The following is a 14,641-nucleotide window of genomic DNA, read 5'->3' as shown; positions in this document are numbered from 1 at the left end:
ACGTATTCGAAATTCGCCGCGCACCAATGCTCGTGCAGCGAGGCCGCGCTGGGTAGCGTCGGGTGCAGGACATCGAGGGAGGAGACGACGATGGCGACGACTGCCGATGTGCTCACCGACGGGTTCGAGCGGATCAAAGAGACGGTGCACGAAGCGGTGGACGGGTTGACGCAGGACGCACTGGTCTACCGGGTCGAACCGGGCGCCAACTCGATTGCCTGGCTGGTGTGGCATCTGACCCGGGTGCAGGACGACCACATCGCCGATGTGGCAGGCACCGAGCAGGTGTGGACGGGGCAGGGCTGGCGCGACCGGTTCGGTCTGCCCGTCAACGAGACCGCGACCGGATACGGCGACCGGGCGCCCGACGTGGCCGTCATCCGCGCCCCGGCCGCGCTGCTCACGGGCTACTACGACGCGGTGCACGAGCAGACGCTGCGTTTCGTCCGCGAACTCGGCGACGGCGACCTGGACCGCGTCGTCGACGTCCGATGGGACCCGCCGGTGACGCTGGGTGTGCGGCTGGTCAGCGTGATCGCCGAGGACTTACAGCACGCGGGTCAAGCCGCGTTCGTGCGAGGTGTGGTCGAGCGGACGAGATGACCGGCAGCGGGAACCCGGCACGGCGCGTTCGGTCGATGCCGCGATCGCACGCGCTACCCGAACAGGCCGCCCAGCACGCCGCCGCTTTGACCGGCCTCCTGGCCGCCACCGGTGCCGCCCAGGAAGCCGCCGGGCGGAAGTTCGGAGGGTTGCACGATGACGAAACCGCGGCCGGAAAACGACAGTGTCATCCCCTCGCCGGTGCTGCGGCCGATCAGCCTGCCGAGGCCGAACGAGTCATTGCGCTTGATTCCGGTCTGCAGGCTCGACGACCAGGCGACCGCCGCTTGCGGATCGGCGTAGGTCGGCTGATCGACGTTGAGCACCACCGGCGTGCCGTGCGTGGTGATGGCGATGCGGCCGCGGCCGGTGAAGACACAGTTGAACAATCCGGCGTTGCTGGCGAATCCGGCGGCGCCCTGCACCATTCGGATGTCGTAGCGCAGGGTGGAATCGAAGGCGAGCACATTGGCGCCGTTGATGGTGAGGCCGTCGGTCCCGTCCAGATCGATGGTGTGCACGTCGGCGGCGCCGTTGGCGACGAACAGGTCGCCGCGCCCGGAGACCTTCATCAGCGGAACGCCTTCGCCGGTCAGCCGCTGCTGGATCGCCCGCCCGATGCCGCCGGCGCCGAGCGCCTGGAAGTGCAGGTCGCCCTGGTAGGCGACCATCGATCCGGCGCGCGCCAGCACCTCGCCGTCGACCGCGACCTTGATCATCTTGCCGCCCTGTTTCTGGATGCCCGCACCGGTCACTTCGGCGTGGCTGGGGGCGAACAGTTCGCTCTGCATCGGCAGTGCTCCTTGCTGGGGTGAAGGCAGCTGGGGTGAAGGCATCGGTGGTCGCGGCACCGCGGCGGGGGCGGAGTAGGCCGGTTGCGCGGGATCGGCCGGAGGCGGTGGATACGCCGGAGGCTGTGGATACGCCGCAGGCGGGGGATAGGCGGACTGCGGCGGGGGTTGATGTGACGGAGGCGCCGAACCCGCCGCTCGAGGTACGGGCGGGGGAGCGGGAGCAAAAGCAGGTGGCGGGTTCGATGCGGTCTCGTCGTCGATGTGCACCCCGAATGCCGTCGCGATACCGGCCAAGCCGTTGTCGTAACCCTGGCCGACCGCGCGCACCTTCCATCCGCCGCTGCGCCGGTAGATCTCCACACACACCACGGCGGTCTCGGTGCTGAGGCCGGACATCGGGAAGGCCACCGTGCCCGAGGCGGCCGCGATGGTCGCGCGGAGCGAGCCGACGGCCGCGAAGGTGCGCGGCCCGCTGCCGTCCAGGCTGGCGGTGACGACGACCCGGTCGACGTCGCCGGGTAGCGCGGTGGTCTGGATGTCCACCACGTCACCGGCGCCCTGGCCGTGCCGGTAGGTGACGCCGGGCGCGACGGGTTGGTTGAAGAACACGAAGTCGGCGTCGGAGCGAACTGTTCCCGCGGCGTTCAGCAGCAGCGCGGAAACGTCGACGGGTGCCGAGCAGGTCACGGTGACCGTCAGCCGATCGCCGGGCGCGGGGCGGTTCTCACCGCGGGCGAGGTCGGTCACGGCAGGCCGTCCAGTGCGCACACGAGCAGTCGGATTGACATGCGATTCACGGCCTCCAGTGTGTCGCGCGCCCGGAACATGCGCCAGAGGTGCGGTTCACGCGTTCGCCCACCAGCACTTTCGTCCACCGGAGAGCCGCGTGGCGATCCGACCGGGTGCCGCGCGATACCGAAAGGGCACGATTGCCGAGTCACCGGCAAGGTGGGAGCGGGCGCGACGCCGAGCGGATGGCGTGCACCGGCCGGTGATTCGCGGACGTCGCCAGGACTGCCACGAGTATTCGCGTCGGCGTCGGCCATTCGGTGCTGAAGTGCCGGATCTGCGGGCTGCGACGGTATGCCCAGGGCAGATCGGACGCGGCGGGATTCGAACCGATCGGTCTCTCGCCGCAACTTTCGTGCTGTTCAGAGGAGTTCGGCGTACATGATGCCGTCGAGGATGCCGAATTCGACCTGCCCGGGAAACAGGGGTGGTGTGCCGGCGGCATGCGTGGCGTGGTCGAGCGCGATGGTTTCGGTCGCCCACCGGTACAACGGCTCCGGTAGCCGAAGGACTCGCCGGTCGGTGCATCGAATATACGGGTAGGTGGCCTCGTCGGGCCGGGCCAGGGGGTTGTGGATGCGGAGAGCGGCGATGTCCAGGACCAGTCCGGTGTGCTTGGCGGAGGCGACGGTCGGTGGCCGCAATTCGATGTCGTCCATGACCGAAGACGGTAGCTATAAGGATGCCAGAATCGGGCTATTCCGTGTGAATGTCCGGGGGATTAGGGGGAAGTGGGGGGACGGCGAGGTTCATCGATTCAGGTGAACCCCACCGCTACCACCAGCAATCGCGGCCGGATTGGGCATACCGGTTCCGCGTAGGATGTCCCGGAGCCACCGGAACAGCGCTGAGCCTAGGCGACGCTGAACATTCGCGGTGGAGTTTCCGCGGAATCGTTGCGCACCGGGTACCGGCCGGACCGAGCGCGGTGCAGGGTAGCTGACCGGACCTGAGGATGCTGCACGGGCCCACTCGGATTATGATTTCGGCAACATGAAAAGAGCTGTGCGCGTTCGGCATCCGGCACGGCCACGTCGGCGATTCCGTTTGCCCAGGAGGGTGTGAGAACGTGTTGTATGGAGTCATAGCGGCCATAGTCATGACGTTGTTGGGGGTGGCGGCTGTGGCGATGGTGTGGGATCCGCGCCGCCACGAGATCCACGAGCATGACGTCGATGTGGACGATAGGAGCTCTGTGCCAGAGCAGTACGCGGGGCAGGGTAGTGCCGAATGGCCGCGAAAGGAGATGTCGCAACGGTGGTAGCGCTGGGAATAGCGGCGGCGGGGCACGACTGCGCGACCTGACCGGATGACGCCGGTCGATCGGCGAGCAGGGTGGCGGTGCAGCCCTGGGGGCGTTCGCGATCTACCGATTCGATCAGGGGAGACGCCGTCCGCGCCCCGATCGTGGGGGCGTCAGTCCACGGTGAAGTTGCGCCAGGACCCGTGCAAGCCCTGCCCGCGCAGCGAAGTGCTGTGCCCGTCCTCGATCGGATGCAGCGTGATGATGCCGAATCCGATCTGCGCCGTTACCGGCAATCGCGCAGCCCGAGTGGTGTACACGGGCGAGTCGTCGACGTACCAGCCGACGGTGCCCGCGGACCGGTCGATGGTCACCGCGTACCGGTGGAACTCGCCGGGCTTGATGTCGACGCCCGCCAGCGGCGCGTGCACCACGTGGGTGAAAGCCTGTTCTGTCGGAACTACGCCGGGCACGAGCAGCCGTTCATGGATCGCGTAGGCGCTCCTGCTGGTCGCGATCAGGTCGAACACCTGGGCGCTGCCCATGTCGAGGACGTTGAACGCGGCGAATCCGTCCCGGTAGTCCTCGCCGGTGGCGCCGATGTTCGCGGCGGCCATCTCCACGGCGAACGTGCGTGATCCGGTTGTCAGGTCGAACGCCTCGGTCGACACCAGCAGGTGCTTCGGGTTGTCGAGAATCTGGACCTCGGCATGGGACCGGGTGAAGGCGTTGATGCGGACCGTCACGGTGCCGTCTTCGATCTCGGTCTCGGCGGCGGGGTCGGCGTAGCGCCAGGTTCGGTCCGCTCCGAGCGGGACCTCCAGAAACCGCCACCGGTCTGCGCGCAGATCCGGTCCGTTCAGGTCGTCGTATGTCATTGCGGCATTACCTCTCTGCCAGGTCGTCATCCGTGGAATCGGACTGGTTGTTCGAGCTCGCCGATCGGCGGCGCAACGGTGTGACGACGCCGTTGGTGGAGCCCGCCTTGAACCCGACGCCGCCCAGCAGGAGCCTTTCCTCGGTGAGCCGCGGGCGCAGCGCGGGACCCATCGGCCACCAGTCGTCGAGTTCGACGACGCCCGGTTCGAGCAGCTCCAGATCGCCGAAGTAGGAGGTGATCTGCTCGCGCGTGCGGTACCAGCCGGAGCCCAAACCCATTTCGGTGAAACGTCGTTGCAGCTCGATGGCCATATTGTGCGCATCGGACCCGTCGGCCGGGTCCCAGAAGTGGGTGATCGCGACGTACGAACCCGCGGGGAGCACGTCGATGTACTGACGCATGATCCCGGCGGGATCGAGCGCGTCATCGACGTGATGCAGGATGCCGCACAGGATCAGCGCCAAGGGGCGGGTGAGGTCGAGATGCGGCGTGACCTCCGAGTGCGCGAGCAAGGTCTGCGGCTCGGTCAGATCGGCAGGCACGAAATGGGTGTACTCGTTGCGTTCCAGCAACACTCGGCCGTGGATATTGCACACCGGGTCGTTATCGACGTACACCACGCGCGCCTGCGGATTCTGTTGCTGCGCGATCTCATGGGTGTTGCCGACGGTCGGTAGCCCGGCACCGACGTCGAGGAACTGTTCGACGCCGGCGGTACCGGCGAGATATCGCACTACGCGGTGCAGCCAGCGGCGGTTCATCCAGGCGACATCGCTCTGCCGCGGCGCGACCTCGGCGACCTTGTCGCGGACGAAGCGGTCGACCTCGTAATTGTCCTTTCCGCCAAGGGTTGCGTCGTAGACGCGTGCGATACTCGCGCGGGTGGTGTCCACGCCGACCGGAATCCTGACGCCGGTCTGGGGAGCACTATCGGCCATGGCGACCTCTCTTTGCGTGTCCGCGGCCTGGCTGACCGGCCCGGGGTCCGCTGATTTTCCGGGTAATCGGTGCGGATGCGTTCGGCCGGAGCCGGGTTCGGCTACTTTGCGGCTCGTGCGCCGGGACGGTGCGGCACGCATTCCGGCAACAATCCGCGCTGCGCATGGGTGACACGCCACCAGTCGACCCCCGATCGACGTCGAACCGGTCCGACCCGCCGAGGGCGCAGTCGTACGCGCGTGCGACGCTCGGGATACTCGGGTCGAATCCCGCCGGCCGGATCGCCCGTTCCGCTGACGCCATGGCTCTCCTTCTCCGCGCGGCCACCGTCGGGGGCGACTCTACGCACACCGGTTCCGGCTCGCCTGGCATTGACGGCAAAACTTATTGCGTTGCCCCTCATGCGAATACATGCACATGCACCGAAATTCGCGGTTCCCGCTCGCGTCATGATCCGGCTTCGGACTACGGCCGAGTAGGATCAACAGCCGACATCAAGTGAGCTGTGATGGTGGAGGCACTATGCCCCGCGGTCTAGTATCCGATCGACCGGAGGCACGCATGATCGACGATGAGGTCGGCGACAACGCGGAATTCCCTGCGGCAGAACGCGGTCCGACTGTACTGCGGATCGCGCTGGGTAGCCGATTGCGTCAGCTCCGCGAGGGCTGTCGGATCACCAGGGAGGCCGCGGGCGACGCCATCCGCGGTTCGCACGCCAAGATCAGTCGCCTGGAGCTGGGCCGCACCGGGTTCAAGGAACGGGATCTGCGCGATCTGTTGACCCTCTACGGCATTGTCGATGCCACTGAACGCGAAACGTACTTCGAGCTGGCTCGCCGTGCCAACGACCCCGGATGGTGGCAGCGTTACAGTGATCTGCTCCCGCCCTGGTTCGAGACCTATATCGGCCTGGAACAGGCCGCCACCACGATCCGCACCTACGAGGCGCAATTCGTGCCGGGTCTGCTGCAGACCGCCGACTATGCGCGCGCGGTCATCCAACTCGGCAACAAGGACGAGACCGCGCGCCGGGTCGCCATCCGCATGCGCCGCCAGCAGATCCTCGACCGGGTAGCCGCCCCGACGCTCTGGGCGGTTATCGACGAGAACGCGCTGCGTCGGCCGGTCGGTGGGACGCAGGTCCTGCACGAGCAGGTCGAGCACCTGGCCGAGATGGCGGGACGTCCCAATGTCAGGCTTCAGGTGCTGACGTATGCGGCCGGAGGGCACTCCGCCGCGGGCGGGCCGTTCAGCATTCTCCGGTTCCCGGAGCCCGAATTGGCCGACATCGTTTACACCGAGCAACTCACCAGCTCGCTCTACTTCGAGAAACAGCGCGACGTCGAGCTGTATATGTCGGTCATGAACCGGCTCAGTGTGGAAGCGCTGTCGCCCGCAGACAGCCTGCGTTTCCTCCGCGCGTTACTGTCCGAGTCTCGGCCTGGTGAGCGAAACGCCTGATTCACGCGCGGGTGCGTGTACCGAAGGATGATCATCCCGCGACGCGGCGGCAACAATTTTCGCCGCGACGCGGCGGGGGGCGATGTGGCAGTATGCCTGTCGAGGTCGGGGTCTGAGAATCGACTCGGGCACTGGCTGGTTCGGCCGCGGCGGCCCCAGCACTGGTTGGGGTCGCCGGCGCAGCCGACGCGACCATACGAGATCTCTGCTTCGCCCGAGCGTTACGGCGTCGGGGCAATGCTACGGTCGCGAGCCCGGACGCGGGCGAAAATCAAGGTGTCCAGGTGATCCGGCCGCCTTGGAAGTCTTGGGCTTTACCATTCTGGAAGTCGTATTCGTCGCTGGTGGGGTAGCCGTAGCGGCCCGCTTCGCCCCCCGCGGCTTCCCAGGACTCACGGATTGCTCCCCAGGTGACGTGTGTGCCGGTAACGGGAGACCAGTAGATGGCGCCGCCGCCGAAGAGGTTGTAGCGGCCTGAGCCGCCGCGCGCCGGTGATTCGTCGGTGATGGGAAAGCCCAGTGGGCTGTTCTCCCATCCAAAGGATCCCCACTTGTCCCGGATCGTGCCACCGACCTGGTGAGCGGCAGTCCCGATGGACCAGTAGATAGAGCCGTTCTGGAAAACGTTGTACCGGCCGGGTTTGGACGGCGTCCCCGCTTCGCGCGTGACGGGATAGCCGAGCAGGCCGCCCTCGAACCCGAGGTCGCCCCATTTGTCCCGGATGGCGCCGCCGACTTGCTGGGCTCCGGTGTCAGGGTGCCAGTAGATGGAGGAGCCGCGCTCGAAAGCTTGGTAGCGGCCGCCGCGGGCGGCGGGGGATTCGGGGGAGACGGGGTCGCCGAAGAACGCGGGTCCACCGGCCTGGTCGTATTCGACCTCGATCGCGCCACCCACGTCGAAGGGACCGATCGGGCGGGCCGCCGCGTCGGTTCCGGTGCAGGTCAGCAGGACGCCGATCACGGCGGCCGCGGCAGGTACGCCGTGCGTGCGTGATCGGTGCGAACGACGGTGCCGTGCCAAGTGAACTCCTCGAGCATCTGGTGTCGGGTGCGAGGTGGAGCTGAACCTATGGTCGCCGTGCCGCATCAAACTACCTCTCGACAACCCGGCTCGACCGGATCGGACGTGCATGAAACGCTGTGTGTCGCGGAGGGTGTCGCTCGTGGCCGCACAGTCCGCCATCGAAGCCCAGCCCCTGTCTTTCGAGTCCTGAACATCTTGCGGTGCTGCCCGCTTACGGTCGCACCTTTTCGGATACGGGCGTCGCGTGCTGGTCACCGGCCGGACGCCGGAGGTGAACGACGGCGTGTCCCTCGGGTCGAGAACGCCGTCCTGGTGATCCGCCGGACGCGCGGGCGCGGATGCTCGATGCCCGCGCCGCACCGTTAGGGTGAGCCGTATGGTCGAGTCGACACGAATCGTGCTTGCTTCCCGGCCGGCGGGTGCGCCCACGCCGGAGAATTTCCGGATCGAGACCGCGGAAATCCCCGCTCCCGCCGAGGGGGAAGTGCTGCTGCGTACGTTGTACCTGTCGCTGGATCCGTACATGCGCGGCCGGATGAGTTCGGCCAAGTCCTACGCCGAGCCGGTCGAGGTCGGTGCGGTGATGGTCGGCGCGACGGTGGCCGAAGTCCTCGAATCCCGTGCGCCATCGGTATCGAAAGGCGATGTGGTGCTGGCCTATTCGGGCTGGCAGACGCACGACGTCGCACCTGCACACGGCCTGCGCGTACTCGATCCGGCGAAGGCTCCGGTCTCGACCGCGCTGGGTGTGCTCGGCATGCCGGGATTCACCGCGTACGCCGGACTGAGCAGGATCGGCAAGCCTCAGCCCGGTGAGACGCTCGTGGTTGCCGCCGCCACCGGGGCGGTGGGATCAACCGTCGGCCAGATCGCCAAGATCAAGGGCGCGCGCACTGTCGGCATCGCAGGGGGGCCGCGCAAGGTCGCATATCTGAACGAGATCGGTTTCGATGTCGCTATCGACCATCGCGCCCCCGATTTCGCCGAGCAGTTGGCTGCGGCGGTCCCCGACGGGATCGACATCTACTTCGAAAACGTCGGCGGTTCGGTGGCGGAGGCGGTCTATCCGCTGCTGAACAACTATGCGCGCGTGCCGGTTTGCGGCCTGATCGCCAATTACAATGCGACCGGTGTCCCGGCGGGTCCGGACCGGTTGCCCGCGTTCTACGGCCGTATCCTGACCAAGAGCCTCACCGTGCGTGGATTCATCCAATCCGAATTCGTTCGCGAGCTGTACCCGGACTTCCTGCGCGAGATGGGGGAATGGGTTGCCGGGGGGCGCGTTCACTATCTCGAGGACGTCGTGCACGGTTTGGCCGCCGCCCCGGAAGCCTTCATCGGCATGCTCGAGGGCCGGAATTTCGGCAAGCTCGTCGTGCGGGTCGCCGACTGATCAGCGCCCGAGCGAGCCGCCGCCGATGCCGAGGTAGACCACCATCAGGACGAACAGGAACCAGCCCGCGCCCTGCCAGATCGGCCAAGCGCGGCCGCGGCGCCACTGGATGTAGGTTTCGACGAAAGCGCCGATCCCGCCGAACAGCAGGATCGCCGACGGTGCGATCACTACGGCGGCCTGCGCGGTGGCGTCGCACAGCAGCGTGTCCGCGTTCGTGCACTCGCGCCGCGCGGCCCACCACAGGATCAGCAGGAAAACCAAGGTCGCCGTGGCCAGGACCGCGACGACGTAGGTCGCGGCGTGGCGGAACATCCGCGGATCGCGCCAGCGCTTCTCGACGTCATCGACCATATTCACCTCGCCGCACCGCGCCGTCGGTCTCTGGTCGGGATTGCCGAACGGCGACGGTTCAAACGTAAGCCTGGGCGTGGCGGCATCGTCCGGTCGCCGTGCGTGAGCAATCGTGCTATGACGGCTCTGAGCATTGTGAGACCTGAAGGTCACAGCTTGGGTGCAGTGACGCTATGCGTCGCCCCAGGCGCGCTACGGTGTGTCGCTGGGAGTGCACCATAGCGATACGCTCTAATCTTTGTCACGAGTTTGCCGGGCAACCGCCTGGAATCAGGACACGGCCATGACACCGGACCGCCGGATCGGCGGTTGTAGGCCTCGCAGTACCCGTGGCGCACCGAACTCTCGGTAGCGCAGCTCTTCGAATCTGTCTCCGGCATCACCTTCGGCATGCGAAAAGGAGCACGAACGTGAGCATGATTCTCGCCGCGCTGCACGATACCGTGATGGCGCAGTTCGACAATCCGACTCCGGAAGAGCCGCCGTTGGCGGACAAGCTGATGCAGATGGGCCGCTACTTCACCTGGTTGGTGCAGCTTTCCGGCATTACGGCGATCACCTACGGCGGTGGCAGGTTCGCGTGGGAGAAATGGAACGGGGGTACCCTCCAGTCGCCCAAGATGGTCGCCAGCGCGATGGCGGGCGGTGCGGTGGCGACCAGCGCGGGTACGATCATGAACTCCATTATCGGCTGACGCCCGCTTTGCGGACTCGTGACCACCGGCTCGACGGAGTTTCCCGTCGGGCCGGTTCTTTCGTGGTGTAGACCGATCGGTGGGCGGCACGCAGCGTCGTTCTCCCCGGCGCGGCAGCCGCTGATCCCGCAGAAAAGGTAGTCACTACACGCGGCTGGGCAGTTCCCCTGGAGCAGCAGCCCTCGCGCTTCGGTCAGCCGGGCGGGCCGGGACGGCGGATCTCGTCCGCGACCGAGCCGCCGGCGACGTCGGCCGCGACACCGAGCTCCTCCTCGTAGCTGTGGTCGAGACGAACCTCTTCGCTGTCGCACGAGATGTCCATGAGCTTGTCGGTCTGCTCGGTTCCCGGCTCTCGGTCGGGGTCGATGTCGGGCTCCTCTTCGGTCAGCCGGTCTCCGATCGGTCGAGGGTGGGCTTCCTCCCAGTGCGTCATGCCGTACCGGGTGGCTCCCGACCAGTGCTCCGGCGGGTCCATACCGGCCTCGAGCGGATCGGAATGCAGCCGGTCCTCGTCCAGATCCTCGGCGCTGCTGAGGGCAGCCGGATCGGATTCGGCCGAGTCGGGCGCGCCGGTGTTCTGCGGCGGGTCGTAGGTGTCTTTCGGTTCGGTCATAGCCGACTCCTCTCCTGCATGGAGCGACTTCCCGCCTCCGCCTCGACCAAACCCTGCTGGTGAGTGGCCGGATCGTGCCTGCGTTCGCCCGGTCGGTGGGATTCGTTACGTGGGAATCGCTACGCGGGAATTACTACAGCCGGATCGTGACGATCGGTGCCGAAAGCGGGTATGCGACTGCCCGATGCACGCCGACCGAAGGAGGATGTCGTGTCCGTTTCGGCCCGCCCGCAACATCGCGCCTGTCGATGCCGCCACCGCGGCGACGACCCCGATCCAGAGGGTTCTATCCGTGTGACCGTCGCGGCATGGGTACTGATGCTGTGCGTACTGAGTGTCGCTCTTGTTCTGCTGTGAGACCCGACCTGCCGCGAGACCCGACCTGCCGCGAGACCCGACCTGCCGCGAGACCCGACCTGCCGCGAGACCCGACCTGCCATGAGACCGGATCTGCCGTCAGAACGCAACAACGCCCGGATTTCGCCGGGTATGCCGGGGTCCGGACCACTGGCGTTCCGTGCCGCGGCGACTGCCAGGGCACGGAACAGCGGGCCCATCTGTGGCGGCGGGCCCGATCCAGCCGCGCCGCGCGGGACGCGATCCGGGTGGTCGGGCGGGGCAGGAAAGTCCGCGCGAAGGGCGCGACCTGCGTACCGGCTGCCCGTGCACGCGAGCGACGCCGGGCTCGCCCTGATCGGGCGGGCCCGGCGCCGAGGTGTCGGACGGCGAATCTGTTCAGCGTGGCTTGGTGATCATGTCCTTGGCGCGATCCATCATGGCGGCGAACGGACCGACCAGAGCATTGGCCATCGCCGACTCGACGCCGGGATGGGGGCGCGTCGGCGCCATGGCTTCGGCGAGTTCGACCGTGCTGCGCATCCGCCGCAAGGAATCGGGGTCCATTTCCTGGCGTAGCCGGTTGAACTCCTCGTTCTCCTCGTGTTCGGCGTGCGCCAGCACCGCGCGGCGCAATCCGTCCAGCTTCACCTCGAACTCGACCGAGCCGATGTCGAGATCTTCGAGATCCGACAGCTGCTTCTTCGCCTTGTTCTCCTCCTCCAGCCGCGCCTCGACGATGCCGGCGCCGTTACCGATCTCCCGGCGGGCGCGCGGGTGGATGATCTCCTCCTCGGCGGTCTCGTGCACGGCCAGCAGCCGTCGCAGTTCGACGAACTTCTTCTCGCGCTCCTTGACATCGGCTGCCTGGGCGGTTTCGAGGAACAGTTGCCGAATCCGTCCGTGTTGCTCGATCAGGAAGTCCACCGCGTCCGATGTCGAATTGATGGTTGCAGGTGACATGCTTTTTTCTCCTTCCGGGATGGCGCTCCATCTCGCCGTGACCAGGCGTGACCAACGGCGACCGGTGCGATACAGGCGCCTTCGCACAGCGCATTCCCGCGCCGCGGCCGCCGAAACCGACGGCTCGGCCGTTTGTCTCGGGCCGGTTGCCCGCGGGTCTGTCCGGACCCGCGGGCAACGGCTCGATGCAGTCGTGACCTGCGCGGTGAGGACACGCCGTCGAGCCCGCATCGGCTTTCTCGGGTCGACTTTTCTCGGGTCAACTCCGCCTGTGCATGCGACATCCAATGGTGGGTATGCGCGGCAATGACAGTGTTGCGCCGTGGCGCACCGGCGCGAAATATCCGATCGCGTGGTCGGGAGGGCTTGTGTCTTCGTTCATTTCGTTTCTCACCCTCATGCTGATCCTGCCGGGGCTGGCGACCGTGGCGGCGTATGCCACGGTCGGGGTGAGCGTGTGGCGCGAAGGGCGCCGCACGCGCGGTGACTCGGCTGCACGCCCGGAGATGCGCAGTCCATAGCGGCGATTCTCGGCTATGGTTGCGGCAGCCGAACAAATCGACGCACCAATCAATTGGGCGGGTGACCAATCGTCGGCGACCGCCGATTTGTTCGCGGGCCGTGACACGATTGATGACTGATTCTCAGCAGTTACACGGGGGCCTCTGGCGAAGCACACGGATTGGGCCGGTGTGCTGAAGGGGTGCGCCGATCGGCAGCACCATTCACAGCCCACCGTCCACAGCCCGAGGAGAGGCCATGCATTCCGCCCCCACCCCGAGGATGCCGCGGATACAGACGCCCGGGCTCGACCGTGCGCGCTGGAGTTCAGCGAGTCGGCGCGGGCCGCGGTCGATCAACGCCGACGCGGTGGCCATCGAGACCGACGCGGTGACCGGGACGACGGCATATGTGGTCGCCGACGGTGTCGGGGATCATCTCCTGGCCGCGCGGGCCGCACGCACGGCGGCCTCCGTCGCGGCGCGGGCGGCCGTGCGGCACGGTGCGCGGGCGGGAATCCTGGCGTCGCAGCGGGAATTGCGGCAGACGGTGCCGGAGCCTTCGGCCGACAGCGTGCTGGTCGTCGCGGTGCTGGCCACCGCCGGCGGAGCGGATGGGCCGTGTGAGGTGGCGTGGGTCGGCGACTGTCGCGCGTACCGGTGGAACGGGCGGGTACTGCACCAGATCACGACCGACCACACCGTCGCGGAATTGTGCCGTGCCCGCGGGCTCGTTTCTTCGCCACGGGAGAGTCATCTCGTCACTACGTCGGCGCGCACCGTGCGACCGGTCGAGATCGGCTACGCCGCAACTGGATCGAGCACAGGCAGGCTGTTGCTGAGCACCGACGGAGTGCACAAACCGCTCGGGATCGCCACGATCAAAGCACTACTCGCGGACGGGGACACGGTCGAAACCATGGCGAACACGCTGGTGGACGATGCGCTTTGCGCCGGTGGAACCGACAACGCCACCGCACTTGTCGTGGATGTGCTGGGCGGCGGGGGCGAGTAGACCGGCGTCGCGGCCACGGACAGCTGAGATCCCCGCCGTCCGTGCGAAGTTCACCCGCTCTGGGTTCGTTGCCGCCGACCAGGAGGTCGGCACAGTTGATCCCGCCTACCCGGTGACCTGATCCGGCTTCGGCTGGGTGATCCGATCAACAGCGCGGAGATCGCGTTTCAGTACGCTGACGAAGGTGTCCGAACCTGTGCCACTGACGAGACTCCTCGATGACGCGGGATTGCTGTCGCTCGAGCATCGCCTCCACCTCGAAGAATTACTGGGCGAACACGTGTGGCACGTGGATCTGGAGGGGCGGCACATCGAATTCGCCGGCGAACAGCGGTCGTTCGTGTGCACCAAGGTCCACCTGATCGGGACGGCCGACGCCGAATCATGGTTGTGGGGATGGGCCAATCCGTGGGGATATCCGCCCTCGTTGATCAAGGCGGCGGAGACGGTGCGCCGGTTCGGCTTTCGGTATCGTGTCGCCGAATTGTGCGCCGCGGAACTGCCTGTCGCCTTCCCAGGCGCGTCCCCGCAGCCGCACCAGATCGCCGGGTTGCTGGCGGACGCCGCGAAGATCGTCTGTGGGCGATGGAGTTCCTACTGCGGTGTCATCGACGGGACGTGCGTGGCGTTCCTCGTCGAACATCCCGCGTTCCTGCTGCCACCGCCCACCGCATCCAGCCTCGCTCGGGTGTTGGCCTTCGGCGTCGGTGCGCTGCCACTGGTCGATTACCGGCGTGCCGCGCACAGCTACCTGACCCGGCGGGGTCTGCGCACCGAATTTCTCGACGATTTCCGGTGGCTCGAATTCCGTGGCCACGGCGTCGCGGGCGACATCGAATTCGACGACCGCGGACAGCTCGCGAGTCTCGACGTTCGGGTGGACCTGGATCGGACGGAGCCGAAACCACCGTCGGCGCAATCATGCCGAGCATCGGTGTCCCGCGGCCGCCGGCACACGACAGGTCATCCCGGCCTCACGCCGGGATCGCGGGCCACCGACCTCGGTCTCGACCCGCGCTGATCGGCCGAGGTGCTG

The 14,641-nt window shown here is 67.1% G+C and carries 15 protein-coding genes; 7 read left to right on the top strand and 8 right to left on the bottom strand.

Going from position 1 to position 14,641, the window contains the following annotated elements; translation table 11 throughout:
- Positions 1–90 precede the first annotated feature (90 nt).
- Positions 91–603 carry a mycothiol transferase gene (locus ACT86A_RS15555; RefSeq protein WP_445092838.1) on the top strand — a complete coding sequence of 171 codons (513 nt, stop codon included), beginning with the start codon at positions 91–93 and terminating at the stop codon, positions 601–603.
- Positions 604–656: 53 nt separating this feature from the next.
- Here the strand turns inward: ACT86A_RS15555 and ACT86A_RS15550 are convergent, their stop codons facing one another.
- The 4 genes from ACT86A_RS15550 to ACT86A_RS15535 all read right to left on the bottom strand — a co-directional run bounded on the left by ACT86A_RS15550 (position 657) and on the right by ACT86A_RS15535 (position 5,247).
- Positions 657–2,144 carry an AIM24 family protein gene (locus ACT86A_RS15550; protein ID WP_445092837.1) on the bottom strand — a complete coding sequence of 496 codons (1,488 nt, stop codon included), beginning with the start codon at positions 2,142–2,144 and terminating at the stop codon, positions 657–659.
- 404 nt (positions 2,145–2,548) lie between these two features.
- Complete coding sequence (locus tag ACT86A_RS15545; RefSeq protein ID WP_445092836.1) at positions 2,549–2,845, bottom strand: hypothetical protein; 297 nt, start codon at positions 2,843–2,845, stop codon at positions 2,549–2,551.
- A 757-nt stretch (positions 2,846–3,602) separates the two neighbouring features.
- Positions 3,603–4,307 (bottom strand): DUF6081 family protein, encoded by a 705-nt coding sequence (locus ACT86A_RS15540; RefSeq protein WP_445092835.1) that lies wholly within the window; start codon positions 4,305–4,307, stop codon positions 3,603–3,605.
- 7 nt (positions 4,308–4,314) lie between these two features.
- Positions 4,315–5,247 carry an SAM-dependent methyltransferase gene (locus tag ACT86A_RS15535; RefSeq protein WP_445092834.1) on the bottom strand — a complete coding sequence of 311 codons (933 nt, stop codon included), beginning with the start codon at positions 5,245–5,247 and terminating at the stop codon, positions 4,315–4,317.
- Positions 5,248–5,809: 562 nt separating this feature from the next.
- Between ACT86A_RS15535 and ACT86A_RS15530 the strand changes: the two genes are divergently transcribed.
- Positions 5,810–6,712 (top strand): Sco1979 family transcriptional regulator, encoded by a 903-nt coding sequence (locus ACT86A_RS15530; protein ID WP_445092833.1) that lies wholly within the window; start codon positions 5,810–5,812, stop codon positions 6,710–6,712.
- A 271-nt stretch (positions 6,713–6,983) separates the two neighbouring features.
- Here the strand turns inward: ACT86A_RS15530 and ACT86A_RS15525 are convergent, their stop codons facing one another.
- Complete coding sequence (locus tag ACT86A_RS15525) at positions 6,984–7,733, bottom strand: LGFP repeat-containing protein (RefSeq protein WP_445092832.1); 750 nt, start codon at positions 7,731–7,733, stop codon at positions 6,984–6,986.
- A 379-nt stretch (positions 7,734–8,112) separates the two neighbouring features.
- Between ACT86A_RS15525 and curA the strand changes: the two genes are divergently transcribed.
- Positions 8,113–9,129, top strand: a complete 1,017-nt coding sequence (gene curA / locus ACT86A_RS15520) for an NADPH-dependent curcumin/dihydrocurcumin reductase (RefSeq protein ID WP_445092831.1) — start codon at positions 8,113–8,115, stop codon at positions 9,127–9,129.
- Here curA and ACT86A_RS15515 read toward each other — a convergent pair whose 3' ends face one another.
- Positions 9,130–9,483 carry a hypothetical protein gene (locus ACT86A_RS15515; RefSeq protein ID WP_445092830.1) on the bottom strand — a complete coding sequence of 118 codons (354 nt, stop codon included), beginning with the start codon at positions 9,481–9,483 and terminating at the stop codon, positions 9,130–9,132. It abuts the gene before it with no gap.
- 416 nt (positions 9,484–9,899) lie between these two features.
- On the opposite strand from ACT86A_RS15515, the gene ACT86A_RS15510 reads away from it, so the two are divergent.
- Positions 9,900–10,178, top strand: coding sequence for a hypothetical protein (locus ACT86A_RS15510; protein WP_445092991.1), 279 nt, complete (start codon positions 9,900–9,902; stop codon positions 10,176–10,178).
- A gap of 193 nt (positions 10,179–10,371) precedes the next feature.
- On the opposite strand, the gene ACT86A_RS15505 is transcribed toward ACT86A_RS15510, so the two are convergent.
- Both ACT86A_RS15505 and ACT86A_RS15500 read right to left on the bottom strand, forming a co-directional pair.
- The gene (locus ACT86A_RS15505; RefSeq protein ID WP_445092829.1) at positions 10,372–10,791 is read right to left on the bottom strand and encodes a hypothetical protein; all 420 of its coding nucleotides are present in this window, start codon (positions 10,789–10,791) and stop codon (positions 10,372–10,374) included.
- Between the two features lie 735 nt (positions 10,792–11,526).
- Positions 11,527–12,090, bottom strand: coding sequence for a hemerythrin domain-containing protein (locus ACT86A_RS15500; protein ID WP_445092828.1), 564 nt, complete (start codon positions 12,088–12,090; stop codon positions 11,527–11,529).
- 296 nt (positions 12,091–12,386) lie between these two features.
- Between ACT86A_RS15500 and ACT86A_RS15495 the strand changes: the two genes are divergently transcribed.
- From ACT86A_RS15495 to ACT86A_RS15485, 3 genes are all read left to right on the top strand, one after another.
- Positions 12,387–12,611, top strand: a complete 225-nt coding sequence (locus tag ACT86A_RS15495) for a hypothetical protein (protein ID WP_445092827.1) — start codon at positions 12,387–12,389, stop codon at positions 12,609–12,611.
- A 238-nt stretch (positions 12,612–12,849) separates the two neighbouring features.
- Positions 12,850–13,605, top strand: a complete 756-nt coding sequence (locus ACT86A_RS15490; protein WP_445092826.1) for a PP2C family protein-serine/threonine phosphatase — start codon at positions 12,850–12,852, stop codon at positions 13,603–13,605.
- A 184-nt stretch (positions 13,606–13,789) separates the two neighbouring features.
- The gene (locus ACT86A_RS15485) at positions 13,790–14,626 is read left to right on the top strand and encodes a DUF6882 domain-containing protein (RefSeq protein ID WP_445092825.1); all 837 of its coding nucleotides are present in this window, start codon (positions 13,790–13,792) and stop codon (positions 14,624–14,626) included.
- Positions 14,627–14,641: the final 15 nt, after the last annotated feature.

It is taken from the genome of Nocardia glycosmidis (assembly GCF_052545115.1).
This window is presented reverse-complemented; position numbering and strand designations above follow the sequence as displayed.